This is a genomic window from Mesorhizobium sp. WSM4904 (assembly GCF_029674545.1).
Taxonomy (GTDB): domain Bacteria; phylum Pseudomonadota; class Alphaproteobacteria; order Rhizobiales; family Rhizobiaceae; genus Mesorhizobium.
On sequence record NZ_CP121354.1, the window covers coordinates 5,457,416 to 5,478,675 of the forward strand.

Here is a 21,260-nt window from a genome sequence, read left to right on the forward strand (position 1 = left end):
ATGGGCTCACTCCGGGTCATGGCAGACCGCCTCGACATTGTTGCCGTCGGGATCGAAGACAAAGGCGCCGTAGTAGTTCGGGTGATAGTGAGGACGCAGTCCCGGCCCGCCATTGTCCCTGCCGCCGGCGGCAAGCGCCGCGGCATGGAAAGCGTCGACCTCGGCGCGGCTGCGCGCGGTGAAAGCGACATGCTGGTGGTCCTTCGGCTTCTCCTTGCCACCACTCAGCCAGAGCACCGGCCGGTCGCGGCCATAACCGCCGACCTTGGCGCCGCCGGTATATTCCTGCGGCACCATATAGAGCAGCGAAGCGCCCAGCGGCGCCATCGCCTTGTCGTAGAAGGCCTTGGACTTTTCGAAATCGGAAACGCTGATGCCGAGATGGTCGATCATGGAACGAGCTCCTCCGTTGGTGGCGCGGGCACCTCGGCCACGGCCAGGCCGGCCGCGATGACGATGTGCTGGCAGACATTGTCGATATCGCGGATCACGTCGTGGTTCCAGAAGCGCAGGATGGTCCAGCCGAGCGCTTCGACCTGCGCAGTTCGCGCGGTATCAAACGCCGAGACCTCAGGCGAAGCATGCTGGGAGCCATCCACCTCAACGATCAGCTTCTTGGCGGGACAAGCAAAGTCGACGATGCAGCCAGCTATTGGCATTTGACGTCGAAATGCCAACCCCATGAGGCGGTGTGCGCGTAGCTCGTTCCAAAGCTTCAGTTCGGCGTCTGTCATTTGCTTGCGCATCTTGCGCGCATTGCCGCGATTGACGGGAGATACAGGAAAATGGGTCATCGCGAGGCGCCCCCCTCTGTCCTACCGGACATCTCCCCCTCTAGGGGGGAGATCGGCGGCTTCGCCGACGGCGCCCAATGTTCAACGTCGGCGATTGGCGAAAGCCGAAGTGACGTCCAATCTCCCCCCTTGAGGGGGAGATGTCCGGCAGGACAGAGGGGGGTGCCTCGCGCCGTCCTCTCCAGTTTTACGTGGGGAACATCCACCCTCACCGCTTGATCTCCCACGTCGTCACGCGCTGGCCGGTAACCGGATCCTTGCCGTCTTTCAGTTGCACGCCCTGCGCCAGAAGTTCGTCGCGGATGCGGTCGGCTTCGGCCCAGTTCTTGGCGGCGATGAACTCAAGGCGTTCGGCGATCGCCTTGGCGATCGCCGCCTCGTCCACCTTGGCGGCGCCGACATCGAAACCCAGGAAGGCAAGCGCGGCCTTCAGTGAAGCGGCGGCTCCGTACTCGCCGCTGCCGCTGAAATCGACCGCCTCGCCGGCAAGCTGCGTCAGCCGCTGGAATGCAGCGTAGGTGGCGAGATCGTCCGACAGCGCTTCCACGACGTCGGCCGGCAGATCCTTTGCCGCCGCCGGCGCTAGGTCCGCGGCGCGCTTCCATTTGCGCAGCGTGTTTTCGGCTTCCTCCAGCTTGCGCACGGAAAAGTCGATCGGCTCGCGGTAATGCGTCATCAGCATCGCCAGCCGCAGCACCTCGCCAGGCCATTTCCTGCCGCCGAAGGTCTCTGTCTCCAGCAGTTCGTGGATGGAGTAGAAATTGCCGAGGCTCTTCGACATCTTCTGGCCCTCGACCTGCAGGAAGCCATTGTGCATCCACACATTGGCCATGACCTTGGTGCCATGCGCGCAGCGCGATTGGGCGATCTCGTTCTCGTGATGCGGGAAGATCAGGTCGAGGCCGCCGCCATGGATATCGAAGACCTCGCCGAGATAGGCGGCCGACATGGCCGAGCATTCGATGTGCCAGCCGGGCCGGCCCCTGCCCCAAGGGCTCTCCCAGCCGGGCTCTTCCGGGCTCGACAGCTTCCACAGCACGAAATCGCCAGGATTCTTCTTGTGCTCGTCGACGGCGACGCGCGCGCCTGCCTGCTGCTCGTCGAGATTGCGCTTCGACAGTTCGCCGTAGTCGGGCATCGAGGCGGTGTCGAACAGCACCTCGCCGCCGGCGACATAGGCATGGCCGCGCTCGATCAGCTGCGCGATCAGCGACAGCATGTCAGCCTTGCCGTCGGCGCGGGGCGCGACGAACTCGGTGGCCCGCGGCTCGTAGGTCGGCTCAAGGCAGCCGAGCGCAGCCACGTCCTTATGGTATTGATCGGCGGTCTTTTCGGTGACCTTGCGGATGGCATCGTTGAGCGACAGCTTTCCGGCCGCGATCTCGGTGCCGAAATCGCGCAGCGCCCTGGCGTTGATCTTGTCGTCGACATCCGTGATGTTGCGCACATACGTGACGTGGCTTTCGCCGTAGAGTTGGCGCAGCAAACGGAACAGCACGTCGAAGACGATCGCCGGCCGCGCGTTGCCGATATGGGCAAAGTCGTAGACGGTCGGGCCGCAGACATACATGCGCACATTTTTCGGATCGATCGGAACGAATTGTCCCTTCGTCCGCGTTAGCGTGTTGTAGAGGCTGAGGCCCTTCGATGCGTCAGACATGCGGTCCCGGTCCTTAGGTTCTTTGTTTGAGCATGACCTTATCCGAAAACCGGCTTCCACTTTTCGGGGTCATGCTCGGGCTGAAACCGGTCTTGCGCCAAGGCGCAAATCGGGCTCCAGCCTGCTGGCCGGGGCGTTTGTCCAATCTAGGGGAAGATAAGGCGAAAACGTCCGGACCAGCGCGAGGCTAGCCAATAATGCAAATGCCACAAATGGCGAAAGACGTTTTCATGGGCGGCTTTATCGCGCCCGCCGGTGTTGCCGTCAAGTCGCTGCAGCCAGGAAAGATGCCGTAGGATCACAGGTAAAAACGGGCCGAAACATTTTATTAAACATGTCGGCACAGTGATGAAACATTCTCAGGCTAGACCGCCAAAACGTCACGATTTGGTCCGAATCGACCATCAAACGCAGACACGAAAACGTTACCAGGGAAGAGAAAAATGCCTCGAAGCAAGCAGGAACAGGACCGACCGGCGCAACAGCCGCTCACCAAGCATTACCGCGCGATCGGCCCGGCAGCCATCGTCGCAGCCCTTCTTCACACCGCCAAGAAGAAGAAGCCGGCGCAGAAGATCGTTTCGCCGCGCGCCGCTTGAAAACGGCACGACCGGCGCGGTCTTCGACCATAAGGGCGCCGGTGATGAGGGCGACGCCAATGCGCGCCTCTCTTGGTCAGCATGATCTTGCCCGAAAACCGGTTCCCACTTTTCGGGATCATGCTTTAGAGCTGAGCATGATCTTGCCCAAAACCGGTTCCCACTTTTCGGGATCATGCTTAGAACAGGGTCATCTGGTTTTCGTCCGCGCCGGGCTTCTGGCGTCTGACCTTCTCGGGCTGAGGCCCGACGATGCCCCGCTCCTGAATCTCCGGCCCGGTGTTGGCGACCTTGTTGACGAGGTCGGAAACCGGAATTGCCTCGAAGAAATCGGGTTCGGCGGGCTTCAAGAGGTCGAGCACGTCGCGCGGCTCCTGCGTGCGGCAATCCAGCCAGCGAGCGAAGTCGCGCTCCTCGATCACCACCGGCATGCGGTCGTGGATATGGGCGATCCCGGCATTGGCGCGCGTCGTCAGGATCGCGCCCGTATCCATCTCGGAGCCGCCCGGCTCGGCATAGGTCTCGACCAGGCCGGCGAAGGCGACCATGCCGCCACGCTTCGGCCGGATCCAGTAGGGCTGGCCCTTGGCGGCGCCCGACTGCTGCCATTCATAGAAGCCGGAGGCCGGCACGAGAGCGCGGCGATGGCGCATGGCGGTCTTGAACGAGGCCTTCTCCAGCACGCCTTCCGAGCGGGCGTTGAAGAGCAGCGGAAATTCCCTCGTGTCCTTGACCCAGGCCGGGATCAGGCCCCAGCGCACCAGCATCGCCTGGCGGTCCGGCAGGTTGGAGCCCGGCGCACGCGGCGGACCGGCCAGCGCCATCAGCACGGGCTGCGTCGGCGCGATGTTGTAGCGGGCCGGAAACTCCTCCAGTTCCGCCAGGCCGAGAAAGGCGGCGGTCTGGTCCGGCGTGGCGGTCAAGGCAAAGCGTCCGCACATGAACTCGGCTCGTCGATCGGGATTTTCCCAAGGTGGCGATGGAACCTTGCTCATGCAACCGCTAAAAGCCGAGATCGGCCCGTCGATCCACAACAGGCTGTAGGAACGTTCGGCATTCCATGGAATCACGCCAGATAATCCCCGCCGTCTCCGTCGCCGTCGTGCGCGGCAAGACCGTGCTGCTGGTCAAGCGGGCGCGGCCGCCCTCGCAGGGGCTCTATGCCTATCCGGGCGGCAAGGTGGAAGCTGGCGAGACGCTGGTGCAAGCAGCGGGGCGCGAACTCGCGGAGGAAACCGGGCTCGAGGCGAAGGACTACCGCCGGCTGCGCGACACCCATATCGACGGCCGAGCCGAGAATCATGCCGTCGACTATCGCCTGACCGTGTTCGGCGCGGCCTATGTCGACGGCGAGCCCGAGGCCAGCGACGATGCCGCGACGGCCGCCTTCTACACGCTGGCGGAAATGGCGGAGATGCCGCTGGCGGACGAGGTGTTTGAAGTAGCCGAGGAGCTGCTTAGACCTGAGCAAGGCGCCGAACGGTAACCACCCAGAATGGCCTTGCGGGCGACAAAATGTTTCGCCACAAAGACTTGCTCTTCCATCGCAAGGCCCTGATGACCCGCGCCTCCCCCCTCCTCGCCGCATGCCTTGCCATCAGCATGGCCGTCACGCCGCGGCCGGCGCTCAGCGCCGAGGCGCCGTTCGAACATGGGCTGATGCGGCTCGCCGAGGTGCTGGGATCGCTGCATTTCCTGCGCAATCTATGCGGCGAGAAGGGCGACCGGTGGCGGGTCGAGATGGAAAAGCTGCTCGAATCGGAAAACCCCGATCCCGACCGGCGCGCCCGCTTCATCGCTTCCTTCAATCGCGGTTACCGCTCCTTCAGCGGCACCTACACACAGTGCACGCCCTCGGCGACCGAGGCCATTGCCCGCTATATGAAAGAAGGCGAGACGCTGTCGCGCGATATCGCTTCCCGCTACGGGAACTGAGGATCAGCCTAAAGGCTGCGATTATCCGACTCGCACATATTTTGGGGGAATCGACTCCAATGTGACATGCCTTATTGTGTCCGACTGCGCCTTGGTGCAATCATCTGTTGCGCTTGTGCAACAATGTTAATGAAACGTTAGTGCGCAAATGCGGAATTAACTCAAACTGAAGGTTTTGATGCCGCAAGCCGGCCTAATCGGCTAAGCTCGGCACGCATTGAACGCAGCCTTGCTCGAAATGTAGATTGCGACCGTAAAAATGTCGTATTTACAATGACTTATCCAAGGCTGCCGACGAACTGACAGGTCAAGCCCGATCCACCGTCGGATCGCCGCTTGAAGAAGGTGGACATCGCAATGGAACATGGCGTCAGCGACATCGACGCGTTGGTCAGGGAAGAAAAGCGACTGACCGCCGTGGAAAGCCACAGCGAAGCCTGGGCTGAAGGCTTGTCGGCCGGCATCGAGCCTGAAATCATCGCCGAAGCCGCCCTCGAAACCGCCTTCGGCGAAATGCTGCGCGCCAATGGCGAGGTCTCCGCGCTGGCCCTGCTCGACCGCATGCGCGAAAAGGTGATCTCCGGCGCCTTCGAGCCGGAGCGGCTCAAGCACTAGAGCGTTTCACCGTTTCACGGAAACGGCGAACCGCTCTATCTCTTTGTTTTGACACAATTCCGGACGGAAAACCGTTACACACTTTTCCTGGAATTGCTCTAGCCCCGCTTTTCGATAGCAGCTTTTGACGGCGACGCGCCACTTGGGCATCATGTGTCAGTGCTTAACAGCGCAAGGCGCTGTCCGGCACCAAAGCGCGTCGCGCTGGGACGGATCCAGGCTACGCGCTTTAGATCTTTGTTTTTATGCATGCCGTTTTCGCAAAACCGCTGCACACTTTTGCGCGACATGCATGAGGGCAATTCAGCGGGTTGGTAGAATCGCCGAATTGCTCTAGCCATTGGTTCACGCAATTCCGACGGAAAGCGTTGCACACTTCCTGGAATTGCTCCTGCGAGCCTGGGAACCATGGAGAGGCAAGGGGTGAGATTTTCGTTGGCAGGCCGGTCGCGCGCCTGGACGGTGGGCATGTGGGTCGCTGCGTCCGGCCTGGCGCTGCCGCTGGGCTTATGCCTCGCCAGCACGCCTTCCTACGCGCTGAGCGAGATCCAGCGCCAGGATCTGCCCTCGCCGGTCATGCCACCCGCCAATGACGACACGGTCGCGCCGGGGACAACCGTGCCGATGCCGGACCCACTCGGCAGCAAACCCTCCGACAACAATCAGCCGGCCGACGACACGAACAAGAGCGAACCTGAGACGCCATCCGGCAGCGGCGGCGTCACCAGCCCACGCACGGATCCGGACGCGCCGCCGCCACCGGTCGTCTACGACCTCGACAAGCTTCCCGAACCGGTCAAGCGCATGCACGGTCTGCTCATAGAGGCCTGCAAGACCGGTGACATCGAGAAACTCCGGCCGCTGATCGGCTCAGGCGATTCCATGACGCAGCTGTCGCTGGGCGACATCGAGGGCGACCCGATCACCTTCCTCAAGGGCCTGTCCGGCGACAGCGACGGTCAGGAGATCCTCGCCATTTTGGAAGAGGTACTCAGCGCCGGCTATGTCCATGTCGACACCGGCACCCCGCAGGAGCTATATGTCTGGCCGTATTTCTTCGCGCTGCCGCTCGACAAGCTCGACCCCAGGCAGCGCGTCGAGCTGTTCAAGCTCGTCACCGCAAGCGACTATGACGACATGAAGCAGTTCGGAGCCTATATCTTCTACCGCGTCGGCATCACACCCACCGGCCAGTGGCTGTTCTTCGTGGCCGGGGATTGAGCGAGCCGTTGTCTCGTTGAAGTGCGCGCAAGGTCGGCGGGACAGCGCCCCCCTCTGTCCTGCCGGACATCTCCCCCACTTGGGGGGAGATCAGATGTCACACCGGCTTTCGCCAGTCTGGTTGTGTGCGTCAAGTTCTGCAAAAAGGGGCGGCCATGAGGCTGGTCATGCGGCTTGGCGCAGAGCGAGCTTCTTGTGCTCGCGCAGGTCGTCCATGTTGATGTAGCGGTTGGCCTCCATCCAGTTTTCGTTGGTTTCGACGGCCAGCGCCCTGACCAGGCGCAGGCAGCTTTCGGCGTTGGGAAAGATGCGCACGACATAGGTGCGGCGCCTGATCTCTTCGTTGAGGCGTTCCAGCATGTTGGTCGACTTCAGGTGCTTGTGGTGCTGGCGCGGCAGGCGAAAGAAGGTCAGCGTGCGCTCGATGGTCTCCTCCACCCACGTCGTCAGCCGCGGATAGCGGCCCGACCATTTGGCAAGCCACGCGGCGAGATCGGCCTTGGCCTCGGCGAGGTCGCGCCGGTCGTAGAGCCATCTGAGCTCCTGCAGGCAGTCGTCGCCGTGCTTGCGCGGCAGGTGATCGAGCGCGTTCCTGAGGAAGTGCACGTAGCAGCGTTGCCAGGCCGCTTCCGGAATCACCTCGCCGATCGCCGCGACCAGGCCGGCATGGTCGTCGGACACGACCAGTTCGACGCCCCTGAGACCGCGCGCCTTGAGCGCCACGAGGAAGTCCTTCCAGGCCGAGCGGCTCTCGCGATTGGCCATCTCCACGGCCAGGATCTGGCGCCGCCCGTCCCAGTCGATGCCGACCGCGATCAGCACCGCCTGGCTCATGACGATGCCGGCCTCGCGCACCTTCTCGTAGCGGGCATCGAGCACGAGGTAAGCAAAGGGCTCTTGAAGCGGGCGCTCGGCAAAGGCCTTCAGGCTTTCGTCCAGCCGTTTGTTGATGGCCGAGATCGACGAGGCCGAGAAGGCATGCCCGCACAGCTCCCGGTGATCGCCTTGACCTTGCGGGTCGACACGCCTTGCACGTACATCTCGGCAAGCGTCGCCACCAAGGCCCGCTCGGAGCGCTGGTAGCGCTCGAACAGCTCGGTGGAGAAGCGCCCCTGCCGGTCCTGCGGAACCCGCAGCTCCAGCTTGCCGACACGGGTGACAAGCGTGCGGCCGTAATACCCAGAGCGATAGCCGAGCCGCTCCGGTGTCCGTTCGCTCTTCGAAGCGCCCAGCGCCTCGTCCATCTCGGCCTCGAGGACCTCCTGCATCACTGCGCGGATCACTTCGTGCAGCCCATCCGGGTTCGAAAGCAGAATGTCTTTGACGGCAGCTATGGCGGATTTATCTTCGATCTTGGTCATGGTGGCGTTCCTTCGCGGGAATCAGGTGACGTGAACAATCACCAGCCTGCCATGACCGCCCTCTCTCAGCGAATTTGCAGAACTCTCAGCACACTACCGCCAGTCTTCAGCCTTCGTTGCAGAAATGCGCGAGGCGCTGACGCTGCCAATCTCCCCCCTTGTGGGCCTTGTGGGGGAGATGTCCGGCAGGACAGAGGGGGCGCGAAGAAACGCCACGAATGATCTATGCTTTCATCAGAAGAGTGCCGTGGCCGAATTCGTCAGCCAGTTTCCTTATAAGCAGCTTCTCACGCGCCGTAAGGCGCTTTTGGTCGACAAAACGCCAATTGCGCTCGTACAGCGCAAATGCTTCTTCCGCCGGGATCGGGCGCGCGCTATCGCGATTCCAGACGAGTGCCTGGAGCTGCGGGAACTCTGCGGGAACGATCGGCGCGATATGTGCGGTCATGACGCGCTCAACATAGTGCAGAGCGCTTAAGAAATCCAACGCAGGCCCTAGGCTGCCAATGCCTCGGAAAACTCCACCGCCCTGCCCTGGCCGGGCATGGCGATCTCGCCTTCCCACATCACCCGGTTGCCGCGCAGGATGGTGCCGACCGGCCAGCCGATGACCTCCCTGCCGTCATAGGGCGTCCAGCCGGCCCTGGAGCCTGCCTGGGCGTTGGTGATGGTCTCGCGCCGCTTGAGATCGACGACGGTGAAATCGGCATCGTAGCCGGCGGCGATGCGGCCCTTTCTCGCCATGCCGAAGATGCGCTGCGGGCCGTGGCTGGAGACGTCGACGAAGCGCTGCAGAGTGAGCCGGCCGGCGTTCACATGGTCGAGCATGATCGGCACCAGCGTCTGCACACCGGTCATGCCCGACGGCGAGGCCGGATAGGGCTTTGCCTTCTCGGCCAGGGTGTGCGGCGCATGGTCGGAGCCGAGCACATCGACAATGCCTTGCGAAATGCCGTGCCAGACGCCGTCGCGGTGACGCGCGGCCCGCACCGGCGGGTTCATCTGGATCAGCGTGCCGAGCCGCGCATAATCGTCCGCCGAGAGCGTCAGATGATGCGGCGTCGCCTCGCAAGTGGCGACATCCTTATGCTGCTCGAGGAAGAGGATCTCCTCGGCCGTCGAAATGTGGAGCACGTGGATGCGTGCGCGTGCCTGTCTCGCAATGCGCACCAGGCGCTCAGTACAACGCAACGCCGCGATCTCGTCGCGCCACACGGGATGGGACGAGGGATCGCCCTCGACACGGAGCCCAAGCCGCTCGCGCAGGCGGAACTCGTCCTCCGAGTGGAAAGCAGCTCGCCGCCGCGTGTTGCGCAGGATGGAAGCCACGCCTTCGTCGTCCTCGACCAGCAGGTCGCCGGTGGACGAGCCCATGAACACCTTGATGCCTGCCGCGCCCGGCAGCCGCTCCAGTTCGCCGACATCGCCGGCATTGTCGCGCGTGCCGCCGACCCAGAAAGCGAAGTCGCAATGCATGCGGCCGGTGGCGCGCCGCACCTTGTCGGCGAGGGCCGCTTCGCTGGTGGTGAGCGGATTGGTGTTGGGCATCTCGAAAACGGCGGTCACCCCTCCGAGCACCGCCGCGCGCGAGCCCGTCTCCAGGTCCTCCTTGTGCTCCAGCCCCGGCTCGCGGAAATGCACCTGGCTATCGACGACGCCCGGCAGGATGTGCAGGCCGCGGCAGTCGATCGACTCGCCGGCGGAGGCCTGGCCTAAATCGCCGATAGCGGCAATGCGCCCTGCCCTCACGCCGACGTCGCGCAGACCTTCGCCGTCATGGTTGACCACCGTGCCGCCTGTCAGGATGAGGTCGAAGGTGGTTGCCATGAGCAGGTCCAATCTCTTGCCGGAGGAGTGCGGCCGGCTTACGTAATGGCCAACAATTTTGCAAGATCAGGCCGCTCATGCCCTATGCCCTGCTGAAAGACCGCTCGCTCATTTCCGTGTCAGGCCCGGATGCCGAGCATTTTTTGCAGAACATCCTGACCACCGATCTCGACGCGCTCGGCGCCGGCGAAGCGAAGCCAGGCGCGCTGCTGACCCCGCAGGGCAAGATCCTGTTCGATTTCCTGATATCGCGTGCCGGCGACAACGGCTTCCGGCTGGACTGCCGGTCTGACATCGCCGACGATCTTATGCGCCGGCTGACGCTTTACCGGCTAAGGGCAAAGGCCGAGATTGCCAAGCAGGATCAGGTGGTTGTCACGGTTGCGTGGGGCGATGATTCAACCGCCTCATTTTCTGATTCAACGGCGCTTGCCGACACTCGCTTTCGCGACGTTGCGGTCAAGCGCGCCTATGGCGACGCGGCGCAGAACGGCGGCGATGCCGGCGCCTGGCAGGCGCTGCGCATAGGCAACGGCATCGCCGAAAGCGGGTCCGATTACCAGCTCGGCGATGCCTTCCCACATGACGTGCTGCTCGACGAGACCGGCGGCATCGGCTTCAAGAAGGGCTGCTATGTCGGACAGGAAGTGGTCTCGCGCATGCAGCATCGCGGCACCGCGCGACGCCGCGTGCTGATCGCCGCTGCCGCCGGCTCGCTGCCCCCGACCGGCACCGAGGTGACCGTCAATGGCCGGCCCGTCGGCACCCTGGGTTCGGTAAGCGGCGGACGCGGCCTCGCCATCGCCCGCATCGACCGCGTCAAGGCGGCGCTTGATGCCTGCGACGCGATCATGGCCGGCGAGACAGCAATCATGCTCGCCATCCCGGCCTGGGCGAAGTTCTCCTTCCCGCAGGACGCAGCCAGCGCGGAGGAGGCCTGATGGCAGCCGACAGGGCAGGCGCGCCCCCGCGCGCCTGGCAACGCATGCTCTCCGGCCGGCGGCTCGACCTGCTCGACCCTTCACCGCTCGACATCGAGATTGGCGATATCGCGCATGGGCTCGCCCGCGTCGCCCGCTGGAACGGCCAGACCAGCGGCGAGCACGCCTTCTCGGTCGCCCAGCATTCGCTCGTGGTCGAAGCGCTCTTCGGTGAGCTTTCCGCTGCAGCCTCGGCCGAGGCGCGGCTGGCGGCGCTGCTGCACGACGCGCCGGAATATGTCATCGGCGACATGATCTCGCCGTTCAAGTCGGTGATGGGCGGCTCCTACAAGGACTGCGAACTGAGGCTGCAGCGCGCCATCCATCTGCGCTTTTCGCTGCCGGCGGAGCTCAGCCCGGACCTGCTCAAGGACATCAAGCGCGCCGACCAGATCGCCGCCTATTACGAGGCGACGCTACTTGCAGGCTTCTCGACGGCGGAGGCGACCGAATATTTCGGCCGGCCGCGCGGCTTTTCCGCCGACCGCTTCGACTTCACGCCACGCTCGGTGACCTGGGCGCAAACGGCATTTCTGGAGCGTTTCGCGGCGCTAGAAGCTCATCGCCAGGCTTTTCTTGCTGTGAATTCCGTCAAGTAAAAGAACGCTAAATTAACCGGCGACCACGACAGTAATGTGTTCAGTCACGGTCAGCAGGCGCGCTCATGCCCGTCGCCCATGTCAAGGCTGGTTCGGCAGCAGGCAAGCGGAAAGCAATCCGTATTGGCCCGGCTCGACGGATAGCGGAAGAACTTCGCGCCCAGAACGAGCGTTTTTCGGCCGCCGTCGAGAACATGTCGCACGGCTTGTGCATGTTCGATGCCGAAGAGCGGATGATCATCTGCAACCGCAACTACATCGACCTCTTCCGTCTCGATGCCAAGGTGATGAAGCCCGGCATCCGCTTCTTCGACATCCTGCAGCACAGCGTCGATATCGGCATCGCCTCGCAAAGCGCCGAGGAACTCTACGCCGTCCGCAAGCCCTATATCGACGGCGCGAAGCCCTCGACCTATGAGGAGACTCTGGCGGATGGGCGCATCATCGTCATCTCGCACCGGCCGCTGACTTCCGGCGGCTGGGTGTCGATCTACGAGGACGTCACCGAGCAACGGCGCGCCGAAGAGGAGCTGAAGGAGCAGCACCGCCGCTTCGACGCCGCGCTCGGCAACATGTCGCAAGGCCTGCTGATGTATGACGCCGACGGCAAGATGATCGTGCGCAATCAGCGTTTTCTGGAGCTCTATAAGGTCACCGCGGCCGATTTCCCGTTTGGAACGACGCATCGCGACGCGCTCGAACGATTGCTGGAGCTCGGCATCTACACCAAGATCGACGTCGACAGCGAAGTCGCCAAGACCGAAGCCTGCCTGCGGGCGGGGAAGATGCAGTCGACTTATCGCTATCTTGCCGACGGCAGGACGTTTCTGGTTGTCCGCCAGCCGACGAGCGGCGGCTGGGTGGTTACCTTCGACGATGTCACCGAACAGCACCGCACCGAAGAGCGCATGACCCATCTTGCGCACCACGACACGCTGACCAACCTGCCCAACCGCTCGATGTTCCGCGAGCGGCTCGACCAGGCGCTGGGCGAGCCCAAAGTCGCGCCGCTGGCGATCCTCTCGCTCGATCTCGACCGCTTCAAGGCGGTCAACGACACCTTCGGCCATCCGGCAGGCGACTGGCTGCTGAAATGCGTGGCCGAGCGCCTGCGGCGCTGCCTGCGCAGCGAGAAGGACGTGGCGGCGCGTTTCGGCGGCGACGAATTCGCCGTCATCCAATCCGACGTCAGAGGCGCGGCCGATGCCGAAAAGCTTGCCAAACGCATCGTAGAGGTGATCGGCAAGCCCTATCGCGACAAGGGCCGCGAGATGCATGTCGGCGTCAGCCTCGGCATCGCGCTCTATCCCGGCGATGGGGAGGATGCCGACACGCTGCTCACCAACGCCGACTTGGCGCTCTACCGCGGCAAGAGCGAGGGCCGCAACATCTATCGTTTCTTCGAGCCCGGCATGGACGCCATGGTGCGTGAACGACGTGCACTTGAAGCCGATCTCGAAGCCGCACTCCCGAGGCGCGAATTCGAGCTGGACTACCAGCCGATCCTGGACATAGCGTCCGGCGACATCGTCGGCGCCGAAGCGCTGATGCGCTGGCGCTCGCCGTCGCGCGGGCTGGTGTCGCCGCAAGAGTTCATCGCGGCTGCCGAGGAGACCGGGCTGATCGTGCAGCTCGGCGATTGGGCGCTGCGCAAGGCCTGCAGCGCGGCGGCGGGCTGGCCGCGGGACGTGCGCATGGCAGTCAATGTCTCGGCCGCCCAGATCAAGAGCGGCAGCTTCGCCCGAAGCGTGATCTCGGCGCTCGCCTTCTCCAGCCTGCCCGCAAGCCGGCTGGAACTCGAAATCACCGAAACGGTGATGATGGACGAGAGCGATACGGTGTTGAGGACGCTCGGGCAGCTGCGGGAACTCGGCGTCCGCATCGCGCTCGACGATTTCGGCACCGGCTATTCCTCGCTCGGCTATCTGCGGCGCTTCCCGGTCGACAAGATCAAGATCGACCGCTCCTTCATCCACGACCTCGACAAGCGCGACACGGCGGCGGTCGTGCGGACGGTGATCGGGCTTGGGATAGAACTCGGCATCACCGTCACCGCCGAAGGCGTCGAGACCGAGGCGCAGCTCGACATGCTGCGCAAAGCCGGCTGCGGCGAGGCGCAAGGTTTTCTGATCGGCATGCCGGCCAAGGCCCCCGAGATGAGCCGGCTGCTGCGCTCACGGGAAAAACTGCGCCAATCCGGCTGACAGCCAGATGTTTCGGCCCGTCAGCGCAGCGTCTCGATGTACTTCTCGTGGAAGCTCACATAGCCGGGCTCGACGATCTTGAGATGCCGCTCGATCAGCCGGTGGAACGCCGGCAACTGGTGGAACGGCACGCCGGGATAGGCGTGATGCTCGGCATGGTAGGGCATGTTCCAGGCGAGCTTGCGGACGAACCAGTTGGTCAGTGTCGTCCTGGTGTTTTCCAGCATGTTGGCGACGAAGGGGCAGCGGCCATGCTCGGCCAGCAGATAGAGCCTGAGGAAGGGCTGCCCAAGCAGTGCCGGCACGATCCAGACATAAAGCAGCACGCTTGCCTTGAACCAGACGGCAAGCACCAGAACCACGACGTACAAGGCGATCATCGCCCGCGCCTCGGCCTGCACTTTCGGCAAGCCCTTTGGCGGCACATAGCTGTCGCGGCAGCGGCCACTGGCATTGGCGTAGAGCGTCTTGAAATGCCCCCACCACACCGGCAGGCCCGAGACATGGACGATGTATTGCCGCAAGGTTTCCGGCTTCGGGAAAGCCAATTCCGGATCGTTCTCGGGATCCTGGGTGAAGCGGTGATGCGCGAAATGGAAGTAGCGGAACCAGTCGGCGGGCAGCGCGATCGCCAGGCTGCAGAGCCGCGCGACGGCATCGTTCAGCCATTGCGTCTCGAACGCCGTCCTGTGCACGGTCTCGTGCAGCAGCGTGAACAGGAACACGATCAATATGCCCTGCGGCAGCATCAGAACCGGCCAGAACGGCACCTTGGCCGCGATCAGCGCGCCGAGGACGACGATGGCGCCGAGATGGATGGCGAACTGGATGAGGCCCGGCCAGTCCGACTTGCCGGTCAGCCGCCCGCGCTCCTCATTGGTCAGCGAGGCGATGACGTCGCGGTGGTCGATGGTTTCGGTGCGGTCAATGGCGTTCATGAGGCTACCGTACTGCAGAAAGAAACCTTTCGAAAAACGAGGAATTCTGCAAAATAGATAAGTTTAACTTATCTATGTGGTCGTCATGGTCGCACTTCCTTCCCTGCGCGGACTTCAGGCCTTCGAGGCGGCGGCGCGCACGGGCAGCTTCGCCGCGGCGGCGGAAGAGCTGTCGGTTTCGGCGGCAGCCGTCAGCCAGCTCATTCGCACCGTCGAGGAGCAGATGGGCCGCAAGCTGTTCCACCGCGCCAACCGCCGCGTCGTGCTCACCGAGGCCGGCGTCGAGATGCTGCCCAGGCTCACCATGGCCTTCCAGGAAATCGGCAGCGTCGCGCGCGATGTCGGCGGCGATGCGTTCAGGCCGAGGCTCGTCATCTCGGTGCCGCCTTCGATGGCGATGGGCTGGCTTTCCGAGCGTCTCGCCGGCTTCGTCGCCAGCCACGGCGCCGCGGACATTTCACTGAGAGGCGACGACGATCCGGTGCCGTTCGATCACGAGCTGATCGACATCCGGCTTTCCTACGGTCCGCACTATCGCGAGCACGCGACCGAGGAGATCATACAGGACGCCGTCTATCCCGTCTGTGCGCCAGGCCTTGCCGGCGCAATCAAGCCGGAAAGCCTCGCCGGCCTGCCCTTGATCCACACCGACTGGGGACCGACCGGCGCCGCCTTTCCGTCCTGGCGCAACTGGTTCGAGGCGGCGGGCGTGGGAGCAGGCCGGGCGGCGCAGCGCGGCCTTTCCGCCAATTCGTCGCGGGCAGCACTCGACCTGGCTATTTCAGGGCTAGGTGTCGCGCTGGCACAGGGGATCTACTGTGCCCAGGCGCTGGAAGACGGCCGGCTGGTCCGACCCGTGGCGCGAGCACTGGACCTGCGCCAGCCCTACTGCCTGACGATCCCCGAACGCAGCGCAAGGCGCGACGTGGTGGCGGCATTCCGCGAATGGCTGATCGAGGAATGCCGGCGCGCGGTCAGGTCGCCGGCGCTGGTCGCCTAGCTGGTCAAAGATGACCGGCCAGTGCCGCGACCATGTCCTTGCTGGTCGCGACCGGAACGATCTCGAACTCCACAAGGTCGGCCCATTCGACGACCCAGCGCTGCAGCAGCGTGACGTCATCGGCCTCGACCAGCAGAAAGCAGCGACTCATATCGCCGGCGATCCAGCTGTGATGCACGGTAAGCTCGTCGGGTTTCAGCCGGCCTTTGTCGCGGAAGCGGCGGTAGATGTCCTTGCGGTCGCAACCGCTAAAATCCTCGATCACGAAGAACAGCATTCTTTTCCCTCAGGTTGAACGATCTAATTGGGGAACTGGGGAATTGAGGAACTGAGGAACTGAAGAACTGAAGAACTGAAGAACTGAAGAACTGGAGAATTGAAGAGCTGGAGCAGTCAGAAGGATCATCAGTCCTCACTTCATCAGTTCTTCATCTCCTCAGTTCTTCAGTTCTTCAGTTCCTCAATTCCCCAGTTCCTCAGTTCCTCAATTCCCCAGTTCCTTACTTCCCCGCTTCTCCGGCCGCTACTTGTCCGGCCGCTCCAGGCGCTCCAGGAACCACTGCGTCAGCCGTATCCAGAGCTCGTCCTTCTCGCCGGAATCCTCCCAGCCGTGGTCGAGATTGGGATTGTCGTTGACCTCGATGACGAAGACGCCGTCCTTGGTTTCCTTAAGGTCGACGCCGTAGAGTCCGTCGCCGATGCATTTTGCCGCCTTGACCGCCGTCTCGACGACATGCGGCGGCGTCTGCTTCAGCGTGAAGGTTTTTATCCCGCCCTGGTCAGGCTTGCCGTTGGCCTTGTGGTTGACGATCTGCCAGTGCTTCTTCGCCATCAGATAATGCACGGCAAACAGCGGCTGGCCGCCGAGCACGCCGACGCGCCAGTCATATTCGGTCGGGATGAATTTCTGCGCGATGAGAAGGTCGGAATCCTCCAGCCATTCTGTCGCAAGCTTGGTGAGCTCGGCCAAATTCTCGCATTTCTTGACGCCACGCGAGAAGGAGGAGTCCGGGATCTTCAGCACCAGCGGGAAGCCCAAGGTCTGGGCAGCAAGCTCCAGATCGGAGGTGCCGGCAATCATCACCGTCGGCGGCACCGGCACCTTGTTGTAGGTCATCAATTCGTTGAGATAGACCTTGTTGGTGCAGCGGATCATCGACAGCGGGTCGTCGATCACCGGCATGCCTTCCTGCTGGGCGCGGCGCGCGAAGCGGTAGGTGTGGTTGGAGATGGACGTCGTCTCGCGGATGAACAGCGCGTCATAGTTGGCGAGCTTGGCCAGGTCCTTCCTGGTGATAGGCTCGACCTCGACGCCCATCTTCTCGGCAATCCGCGCCCAGTAGCGCAACGACGAAATCTCCGACGGCGGCAGTTCCTCATGCGGATCGACCAGCGTCGCGAAGGTGTAGCGCGCCGGCGTGCGGCCCTTGGTGTCGCGCCACTCGCGGTTGGTGTAGGTCTCCAGGCACTGCAGGAAGAAGGCCTCCTCCTCGTCGGTCATGCGGGCGAGCGGCAGGAAGCCGATCTTGCGGATCGAAGCCCATTCGGCGGTGTCCTTGATGTGGACCTCCAGCGCCGGCGCGCGGAACCAGTCGAACAACAGCTTGGTGAACCGGTCCCACACCTTCGACGGTCCGATGCCGAAGAAGACGGCGACCTTCGAGGGAAAGATTCCGCCGAGATCCTTGCGGCATTTGTTCAGCGCAAGCTCGAGCTCGGGCAGCGCGTGCTCGTAGAGCTTGCGCTCCGACAGATCGATCATGGTCTCGACGGTCGGGATCACCTTGTGGCCGCGCGAGCCTGCAAGCAGCGAGGCATAGTAGCCGCGGCTCTGATAGCCGTAGTTGTTCGACAGGTTGATCACCTTCGGCCGCTGGCCGCGAAACAGCGCCGGATGGGCGAGATAGTCGCGGTTGGTGATGATCTTGTGCGGCGTCGCCACCTGGTCGAGATCGTTCTGCCTGCCTGTAAGGATGACCCAGGTCATTGTTTCAGCGTTTTCCCAGAGTGATGGCGGCGCGCAAGCCGTCGCGGCCGAACTGAGCCATGTTCATGAAGATGCCATAGGGCACGGGGATGTTGGCGGCGTCGAGGATCGTTTCCTGCCTTTCGTCCTCGACCCAAGGATCATGGATCAGGATGTGGTCGCCGTCGTCGCCGATGGCGAGCACCCAATGCGGCACCTTCTTGCCGAACATCAGGAAGCCGCTGATCAGCACCAGCATCAGCTTGCCGTCGGCAAGGGCCGAGCGGATGTCGTCGATGCCGAACGAACGGTAATTCACGGGGATGCCGTAGAGTTCCGCGCGACGGCGAAAGTCGACCTGGGCGAGTTCCATCACCCGGCGCTTGTCCTCGCTGCGCACCGACTGCAGGAAGAGCGCGCCGTGGAAGGACACGAATATCTCGGCGGCAAGCCCGCTTTCATAGCCTGCAACCGCCAGGCCGAAAGGCTCGCAGCCGCCCGGCCCCGACATCATGAAAACCGTGGTCGCCTCGCGCCACAGGCGGATTTCCATGACGGGGTCGGGCACGAAGCCGCGGTCAAAATTCGCCATCGCCATCATCAGGCAGCACGGGCCGCAGGTGAATTCGCAGGTCTGCTGATAGAACGGCACCCCGGTAGCGGTCGGGACATCGCCGCGCAGTGTCTTTTCGTAACGCAGCGCGGTGGCGCCATCCTCGTAGTAGTCGGGCTCGCGGCCTATCCTGCGGTAGCCTGCCTGCTCGTAAATGTGCATGGCACGCTGATTGTCCTCGCGCACCTCGAGCCGCAGCATCATGCGATCATGCTCGTAAGCCGCCTCTTCGGCCGCGGCCAGCAGCTGACGGCCAATGCCGAGGCTGCCGAAGAAGGGACCTACGGCGATGGAATAGAGCCGGGCCACGCCGCTACCCTTGCGAAACAGCACTACCGCGTAGCCGGCGACATGGCCATCATTTTGAGCCACCAGCATCTCGGCGGTGTCGCGCTCAATCAATTGGCGAAAGGAGCGACGCGACAAGCGATCGCTTGAGAAAACAGCCTTCTCGATGGCGGCGAGGTCATCGACGTCTGACGCGCGGGCCTTGCGGATCTCGGCAGGCATGCGGGCTTGGGAGAACCTCGATTGGGTTAAGGAAATGGCCCCGGTCAACAAGCAACATCCCGGCCGAAGCGCCGGTACTCATCAAGCGCTATCGCTCCTTGATTTGGGCCGAATTGTGACAGGTTGCGCGGCGGCAAGGAAGCGCAAACTGTTTGAACAAGATCACTGTTTGGACGGGCTGCCGGCTGCGAAAAACGCAGCCGGTTTTCAGCTCGAAATACCGGCGAGAAGCTGGCCGTAGGCGCTCTTGGCGACGTCCGACAGGCGCTCGCGCGGCAGCGAGCCGACGACGGCGCAGCCATAGCCTTTGTCGAGCCAGTAGACCGCCTCGGGCCCGTCCGCCTCGGCCGCATAGGTGCCCTTGGCGGTCGCGGACGATTCGGCGGTGACGAAGAGCGAGATGCGCTCGCCCTTGGCGTCCTCGTAAAGCAGCATCGCGGCCTTGCCGTGCTCGCCCGAAGGCAGCAGCCGGCCGCCGACGAGCTCGAATCCTTCGGCCGCCAGATCGGGCGCGACCACCTTCAGCCCGACCCGGTTGGACAGCCAGGTCTGCAGATGGTCCTTGTCGCTTGCCGGCACCTCGACCGCATGGCGCTTCTCGGCGGCGTAGATGACATGGGCGGCTATCGCCTGCTCGGCGAGCTGGTCGTCGCTCTCGCCGCTTCGGCCGATGCCGCCGATGCCGGCGACATAGCCGCCGAGCCCGCCGACCATAAGCACGGCGGCTGCCGCCGCGGAAAGCCACCAGCGCGAGCGCCAGACAGGCGCCCTCGCCGGCGCTTCGCCGAGCACCGCTGCCTTGAGCCTTGCCGGCACCGGCTCGTCCATCATGCCGGCCAGGGCGGCGCGGAGCGCTGCGCGGTCGGCGATGTAGCGAGCGCTCTTCGCCTTCATCTCGGGATTGGCTTCGAGCCAGGCGTCGTAAGCCATGCGCTCCTCGCCCGGCAGCTCGCCATCGAGGGCCATGTGGATATCGCGTTCGGAGAAATCGCGCCTGGTCATCGCTCGACAATCCTTATCGAGCGGCGGCGCGAGGAGTCGTCGAGCAGACCGCGCAGTTCCTCGCGGCCGCGCGCGATGCGCGACATCAGCGTGCCGGCCGGCACGCCCAGAATGTTGGCGGCCTCGGCGTAGGAAAAGCCTTCGATGGCGACCATGACCAGTGCCGCGCGGCGATCGGGGCTGATCGCCTGCAACGCATCCATGATCTCGCGCGAGGCGACCGTCTCGACCTGATCGGCGGGCGCAGATTGGGCTTCGCCGGCTTCCAGCGGCAGCATCGCCGCCTCACCTCGCCGGTTAACCTTGCGCATCTGGTCGATGAACAAGTGATGCATGATCGTAAACAGCCACCTCCTGGGGCTTTCTCCAGTCTGCCAGTTGTCGAGCCGCACAAGCGCGCGCTCCAGGCAGTCCTGCACGAGGTCGTCGGCGGAATCGCGGTCGCGCAGCAGCGAGCGTGCGTAGCGACGCAAACGCGGTATCTCGCTCAGGATCGCTGCCTTCTTGTCGTCCATGACCGCTTGTTTCGAGGTCGTTTTCCATTCGATTGAACGCGCCTTTCCGGCGCGGCGCAAGCAGCCAGCGCGAAGCGGACCACCCGCTCCGGTACCCAAGCACCTTGATAACGCCGGCGAATGCGGATTTATTCCCGCCTTGGGCTGGAGCCCAAGCCAAGGTTGAAAACCGGCTTTGGCCGCCGTATATTCATCCCTGAATATCTTGAATATTCGTATCGGAATATACGCCGGTGGGAGTTTGCTATGTCTTTGTACATCCGCGATGACGAGGTCGACGCGTTGGCTCGTCAGTTGCAGTCCGCGATCAAAGCGCCCACGAAGACGGAAGCAGTACGAATCGCGCTCAAGCGTGAGCTCGAACGGGCGCACGCGGTCCTCCCACTAAGCGAGCGCATCAAAAAGTATCAGGACGCAGTGAGGGCGCTCGGTCCAGACAACCCGGACTTCGACATGAAGAAATTCATGGACGAAGGATGGGGTGACATCTGATGTTTCTCGATGCTTCCGCCATCATCGCGATCATTTCGGAAGAAGCAGATGCCCACCGTCTTCTCAAGAGAGTGGAAGCTGCCGAGAAACTCTATTTCTCGCCGAGTTCCTCATTCGAGGCGATCGTTGGCATAGCTCGTAGGAAATCCGTAGCAGAAAACGGCGACCAGATACCAACACCGCCGGCCCTGATCGAAGAATGTCAAACGATCGTCTTAGGCTTCCTGGCCGAACTCAAGGCCGTCGAGATTCCGCTGGACACGAAGATTCGAGAACTCGCTGTCAAGGCCGCTCGCGAGTACGGTCGATATGTCGGCCATCCCGCCAAACTGAATTTCGGCGACTGCTTCAGTTACGCATGCGCCAAAGCCTACCGCGTACCTCTGCTGTACAAGGGCAATGACTTCGTGCAGACCGATCTGGCCTGAC

At 63.2% G+C, this 21,260-nt stretch carries 23 protein-coding genes and 1 pseudogene; 11 read left to right on the forward strand and 13 right to left on the reverse strand.

The features are described 5' to 3' along the window. Positions 1 to 6 precede the first annotated feature (6 nt). From QAZ47_RS26530 to cysS, 3 genes are all read right to left on the reverse strand, one after another. Positions 7 to 393, reverse strand: coding sequence for a VOC family protein (locus tag QAZ47_RS26530; RefSeq protein ID WP_278231324.1), 387 nt, complete (start codon positions 391 to 393; stop codon positions 7 to 9). After that, complete coding sequence (locus QAZ47_RS26535; RefSeq protein WP_278231326.1) at positions 390 to 794, reverse strand: DUF559 domain-containing protein; 405 nt, start codon at positions 792 to 794, stop codon at positions 390 to 392. Before QAZ47_RS26535 ends, QAZ47_RS26530 begins: the two co-directional genes overlap by 4 nt. 208 nt (positions 795 to 1,002) lie before the next feature. After that, positions 1,003 to 2,454, reverse strand: coding sequence for a cysteine--tRNA ligase (gene cysS, locus QAZ47_RS26540; RefSeq protein WP_278231327.1), 1,452 nt, complete (start codon positions 2,452 to 2,454; stop codon positions 1,003 to 1,005). Positions 2,455 to 2,897: 443 nt separating this feature from the next. Between cysS and QAZ47_RS26545 the strand changes: the two genes are divergently transcribed. Next, a complete protein-coding gene (locus QAZ47_RS26545; protein WP_278077924.1) occupies positions 2,898 to 3,053 on the forward strand; it encodes a hypothetical protein in 156 nt (51 codons plus the stop codon). 179 nt (positions 3,054 to 3,232) lie between these two features. Here QAZ47_RS26545 and QAZ47_RS26550 read toward each other — a convergent pair whose 3' ends face one another. Beyond that, the gene (locus QAZ47_RS26550) at positions 3,233 to 3,994 is read right to left on the reverse strand and encodes an SOS response-associated peptidase (RefSeq protein ID WP_278231328.1); all 762 of its coding nucleotides are present in this window, start codon (positions 3,992 to 3,994) and stop codon (positions 3,233 to 3,235) included. 119 nt (positions 3,995 to 4,113) lie between these two features. Between QAZ47_RS26550 and QAZ47_RS26555 the strand changes: the two genes are divergently transcribed. The 4 genes from QAZ47_RS26555 (at position 4,114) to QAZ47_RS26570 (ending at position 6,824) form a co-directional block, all read left to right on the forward strand. After that, positions 4,114 to 4,539, forward strand: coding sequence for an NUDIX domain-containing protein (locus QAZ47_RS26555; protein ID WP_278231329.1), 426 nt, complete (start codon positions 4,114 to 4,116; stop codon positions 4,537 to 4,539). Between the two features lie 71 nt (positions 4,540 to 4,610). Further along, positions 4,611 to 4,988 carry a TIGR02301 family protein gene (locus QAZ47_RS26560; RefSeq protein WP_278233880.1) on the forward strand — a complete coding sequence of 126 codons (378 nt, stop codon included), beginning with the start codon at positions 4,611 to 4,613 and terminating at the stop codon, positions 4,986 to 4,988. 357 nt (positions 4,989 to 5,345) lie between these two features. Further along, positions 5,346 to 5,603 carry a hypothetical protein gene (locus QAZ47_RS26565; RefSeq protein WP_278077934.1) on the forward strand — a complete coding sequence of 86 codons (258 nt, stop codon included), beginning with the start codon at positions 5,346 to 5,348 and terminating at the stop codon, positions 5,601 to 5,603. Positions 5,604 to 6,071: 468 nt separating this feature from the next. Beyond that, the gene (locus QAZ47_RS26570; protein ID WP_278233881.1) at positions 6,072 to 6,824 is read left to right on the forward strand and encodes a hypothetical protein; all 753 of its coding nucleotides are present in this window, start codon (positions 6,072 to 6,074) and stop codon (positions 6,822 to 6,824) included. Positions 6,825 to 6,989: 165 nt separating this feature from the next. Here QAZ47_RS26570 and QAZ47_RS26575 read toward each other — a convergent pair. The 3 genes and pseudogenes from QAZ47_RS26575 to QAZ47_RS26585 all read right to left on the reverse strand — a co-directional run bounded on the left by QAZ47_RS26575 (position 6,990) and on the right by QAZ47_RS26585 (position 10,012). Further along, positions 6,990 to 8,185: pseudogene (locus tag QAZ47_RS26575) on the reverse strand (IS256 family transposase). A gap of 223 nt (positions 8,186 to 8,408) precedes the next feature. Next, positions 8,409 to 8,633, reverse strand: coding sequence for a hypothetical protein (locus QAZ47_RS26580; protein ID WP_278231330.1), 225 nt, complete (start codon positions 8,631 to 8,633; stop codon positions 8,409 to 8,411). Positions 8,634 to 8,680: 47 nt separating this feature from the next. Beyond that, on the reverse strand, positions 8,681 to 10,012 hold the full coding sequence (locus QAZ47_RS26585; RefSeq protein WP_278231332.1) for a dihydroorotase: 1,332 nt from the start codon (positions 10,010 to 10,012) through the stop codon (positions 8,681 to 8,683). Positions 10,013 to 10,089: 77 nt separating this feature from the next. On the opposite strand from QAZ47_RS26585, the gene QAZ47_RS26590 reads away from it, so the two are divergent. The 3 genes from QAZ47_RS26590 (at position 10,090) to QAZ47_RS26600 (ending at position 13,795) form a co-directional block, all read left to right on the forward strand. After that, positions 10,090 to 10,953, forward strand: coding sequence for a folate-binding protein YgfZ (locus QAZ47_RS26590; protein WP_278231333.1), 864 nt, complete (start codon positions 10,090 to 10,092; stop codon positions 10,951 to 10,953). Beyond that, on the forward strand, positions 10,953 to 11,591 hold the full coding sequence (locus QAZ47_RS26595) for an HD family hydrolase (RefSeq protein WP_278203733.1): 639 nt from the start codon (positions 10,953 to 10,955) through the stop codon (positions 11,589 to 11,591). Before QAZ47_RS26590 ends, QAZ47_RS26595 begins: the two co-directional genes overlap by 1 nt. Before the next feature lie 65 nt (positions 11,592 to 11,656). Next, on the forward strand, positions 11,657 to 13,795 hold the full coding sequence (locus QAZ47_RS26600; RefSeq protein WP_278231334.1) for an EAL domain-containing protein: 2,139 nt from the start codon (positions 11,657 to 11,659) through the stop codon (positions 13,793 to 13,795). Positions 13,796 to 13,815: 20 nt separating this feature from the next. Here QAZ47_RS26600 and QAZ47_RS26605 read toward each other — a convergent pair whose 3' ends face one another. Then, entirely contained in the window at positions 13,816 to 14,706 is an 891-nt protein-coding gene (locus QAZ47_RS26605; RefSeq protein ID WP_347567208.1) for a fatty acid desaturase family protein, read from the reverse strand. A 112-nt stretch (positions 14,707 to 14,818) separates the two neighbouring features. On the opposite strand from QAZ47_RS26605, the gene QAZ47_RS26610 reads away from it, so the two are divergent. Then, positions 14,819 to 15,733, forward strand: coding sequence for a LysR substrate-binding domain-containing protein (locus tag QAZ47_RS26610; protein WP_278231336.1), 915 nt, complete (start codon positions 14,819 to 14,821; stop codon positions 15,731 to 15,733). A 4-nt stretch (positions 15,734 to 15,737) separates the two neighbouring features. On the opposite strand, the gene QAZ47_RS26615 is transcribed toward QAZ47_RS26610, so the two are convergent. From QAZ47_RS26615 to QAZ47_RS26635, 5 genes are all read right to left on the reverse strand, one after another. Further along, a complete protein-coding gene (locus tag QAZ47_RS26615; protein ID WP_278203740.1) occupies positions 15,738 to 16,010 on the reverse strand; it encodes a DUF3303 family protein in 273 nt (90 codons plus the stop codon). Between the two features lie 246 nt (positions 16,011 to 16,256). Further along, on the reverse strand, positions 16,257 to 17,720 hold the full coding sequence (locus tag QAZ47_RS26620; protein WP_278231337.1) for a RimK family protein: 1,464 nt from the start codon (positions 17,718 to 17,720) through the stop codon (positions 16,257 to 16,259). Between the two features lie 4 nt (positions 17,721 to 17,724). Beyond that, positions 17,725 to 18,822, reverse strand: a complete 1,098-nt coding sequence (locus QAZ47_RS26625) for a GNAT family N-acetyltransferase/peptidase C39 family protein (RefSeq protein ID WP_278231339.1) — start codon at positions 18,820 to 18,822, stop codon at positions 17,725 to 17,727. 207 nt (positions 18,823 to 19,029) lie between these two features. Further along, positions 19,030 to 19,824, reverse strand: coding sequence for an anti-sigma factor (locus tag QAZ47_RS26630; RefSeq protein ID WP_278231340.1), 795 nt, complete (start codon positions 19,822 to 19,824; stop codon positions 19,030 to 19,032). Beyond that, the gene (locus QAZ47_RS26635) at positions 19,821 to 20,339 is read right to left on the reverse strand and encodes an RNA polymerase sigma factor (protein WP_126085039.1); all 519 of its coding nucleotides are present in this window, start codon (positions 20,337 to 20,339) and stop codon (positions 19,821 to 19,823) included. Before QAZ47_RS26635 ends, QAZ47_RS26630 begins: the two co-directional genes overlap by 4 nt. A gap of 246 nt (positions 20,340 to 20,585) precedes the next feature. Here QAZ47_RS26635 and QAZ47_RS26640 point away from each other — a divergent pair, with 246 nt between their 5' ends. Together QAZ47_RS26640 and QAZ47_RS26645 are read left to right on the forward strand one after the other, a co-directional pair. Then, entirely contained in the window at positions 20,586 to 20,831 is a 246-nt protein-coding gene (locus QAZ47_RS26640; RefSeq protein ID WP_278203746.1) for a type II toxin-antitoxin system VapB family antitoxin, read from the forward strand. Continuing rightward, entirely contained in the window at positions 20,831 to 21,259 is a 429-nt protein-coding gene (locus QAZ47_RS26645) for a type II toxin-antitoxin system VapC family toxin (RefSeq protein ID WP_278231341.1), read from the forward strand. The genes QAZ47_RS26640 and QAZ47_RS26645 overlap by 1 nt, the downstream gene beginning before the upstream one ends. The last annotated feature ends 1 nt before the right edge of the window (position 21,260 follow it).

Coding starts and splice junctions, on each gene's coding strand:
- QAZ47_RS26530 (WP_278231324.1), bottom strand. CDS start 393: ATGATCGACCATCTCGGCATCAGCGTTTCCGATTTCGAAAAGTCCAAG.
- QAZ47_RS26535 (WP_278231326.1), bottom strand. CDS start 794: ATGACCCATTTTCCTGTATCTCCCGTCAATCGCGGCAATGCGCGCAAG.
- cysS (WP_278231327.1), bottom strand. CDS start 2,454: ATGTCTGACGCATCGAAGGGCCTCAGCCTCTACAACACGCTAACGCGG.
- QAZ47_RS26545 (WP_278077924.1), top strand. CDS start 2,898: ATGCCTCGAAGCAAGCAGGAACAGGACCGACCGGCGCAACAGCCGCTC.
- QAZ47_RS26550 (WP_278231328.1), bottom strand. CDS start 3,994: ATGTGCGGACGCTTTGCCTTGACCGCCACGCCGGACCAGACCGCCGCC.
- QAZ47_RS26555 (WP_278231329.1), top strand. CDS start 4,114: ATGGAATCACGCCAGATAATCCCCGCCGTCTCCGTCGCCGTCGTGCGC.
- QAZ47_RS26560 (WP_278233880.1), top strand. CDS start 4,611: ATGACCCGCGCCTCCCCCCTCCTCGCCGCATGCCTTGCCATCAGCATG.
- QAZ47_RS26565 (WP_278077934.1), top strand. CDS start 5,346: ATGGAACATGGCGTCAGCGACATCGACGCGTTGGTCAGGGAAGAAAAG.
- QAZ47_RS26570 (WP_278233881.1), top strand. CDS start 6,072: ATGTGGGTCGCTGCGTCCGGCCTGGCGCTGCCGCTGGGCTTATGCCTC.
- QAZ47_RS26580 (WP_278231330.1), bottom strand. CDS start 8,633: ATGACCGCACATATCGCGCCGATCGTTCCCGCAGAGTTCCCGCAGCTC.
- QAZ47_RS26585 (WP_278231332.1), bottom strand. CDS start 10,012: ATGGCAACCACCTTCGACCTCATCCTGACAGGCGGCACGGTGGTCAAC.
- QAZ47_RS26590 (WP_278231333.1), top strand. CDS start 10,090: ATGCCCTATGCCCTGCTGAAAGACCGCTCGCTCATTTCCGTGTCAGGC.
- QAZ47_RS26595 (WP_278203733.1), top strand. CDS start 10,953: ATGGCAGCCGACAGGGCAGGCGCGCCCCCGCGCGCCTGGCAACGCATG.
- QAZ47_RS26600 (WP_278231334.1), top strand. CDS start 11,657: ATGCCCGTCGCCCATGTCAAGGCTGGTTCGGCAGCAGGCAAGCGGAAA.
- QAZ47_RS26610 (WP_278231336.1), top strand. CDS start 14,819: ATGGTCGCACTTCCTTCCCTGCGCGGACTTCAGGCCTTCGAGGCGGCG.
- QAZ47_RS26615 (WP_278203740.1), bottom strand. CDS start 16,010: ATGCTGTTCTTCGTGATCGAGGATTTTAGCGGTTGCGACCGCAAGGAC.
- QAZ47_RS26620 (WP_278231337.1), bottom strand. CDS start 17,720: ATGACCTGGGTCATCCTTACAGGCAGGCAGAACGATCTCGACCAGGTG.
- QAZ47_RS26625 (WP_278231339.1), bottom strand. CDS start 18,822: ATGCCTGCCGAGATCCGCAAGGCCCGCGCGTCAGACGTCGATGACCTC.
- QAZ47_RS26630 (WP_278231340.1), bottom strand. CDS start 19,824: ATGACCAGGCGCGATTTCTCCGAACGCGATATCCACATGGCCCTCGAT.
- QAZ47_RS26635 (WP_126085039.1), bottom strand. CDS start 20,339: ATGGACGACAAGAAGGCAGCGATCCTGAGCGAGATACCGCGTTTGCGT.
- QAZ47_RS26640 (WP_278203746.1), top strand. CDS start 20,586: ATGTCTTTGTACATCCGCGATGACGAGGTCGACGCGTTGGCTCGTCAG.
- QAZ47_RS26645 (WP_278231341.1), top strand. CDS start 20,831: ATGTTTCTCGATGCTTCCGCCATCATCGCGATCATTTCGGAAGAAGCA.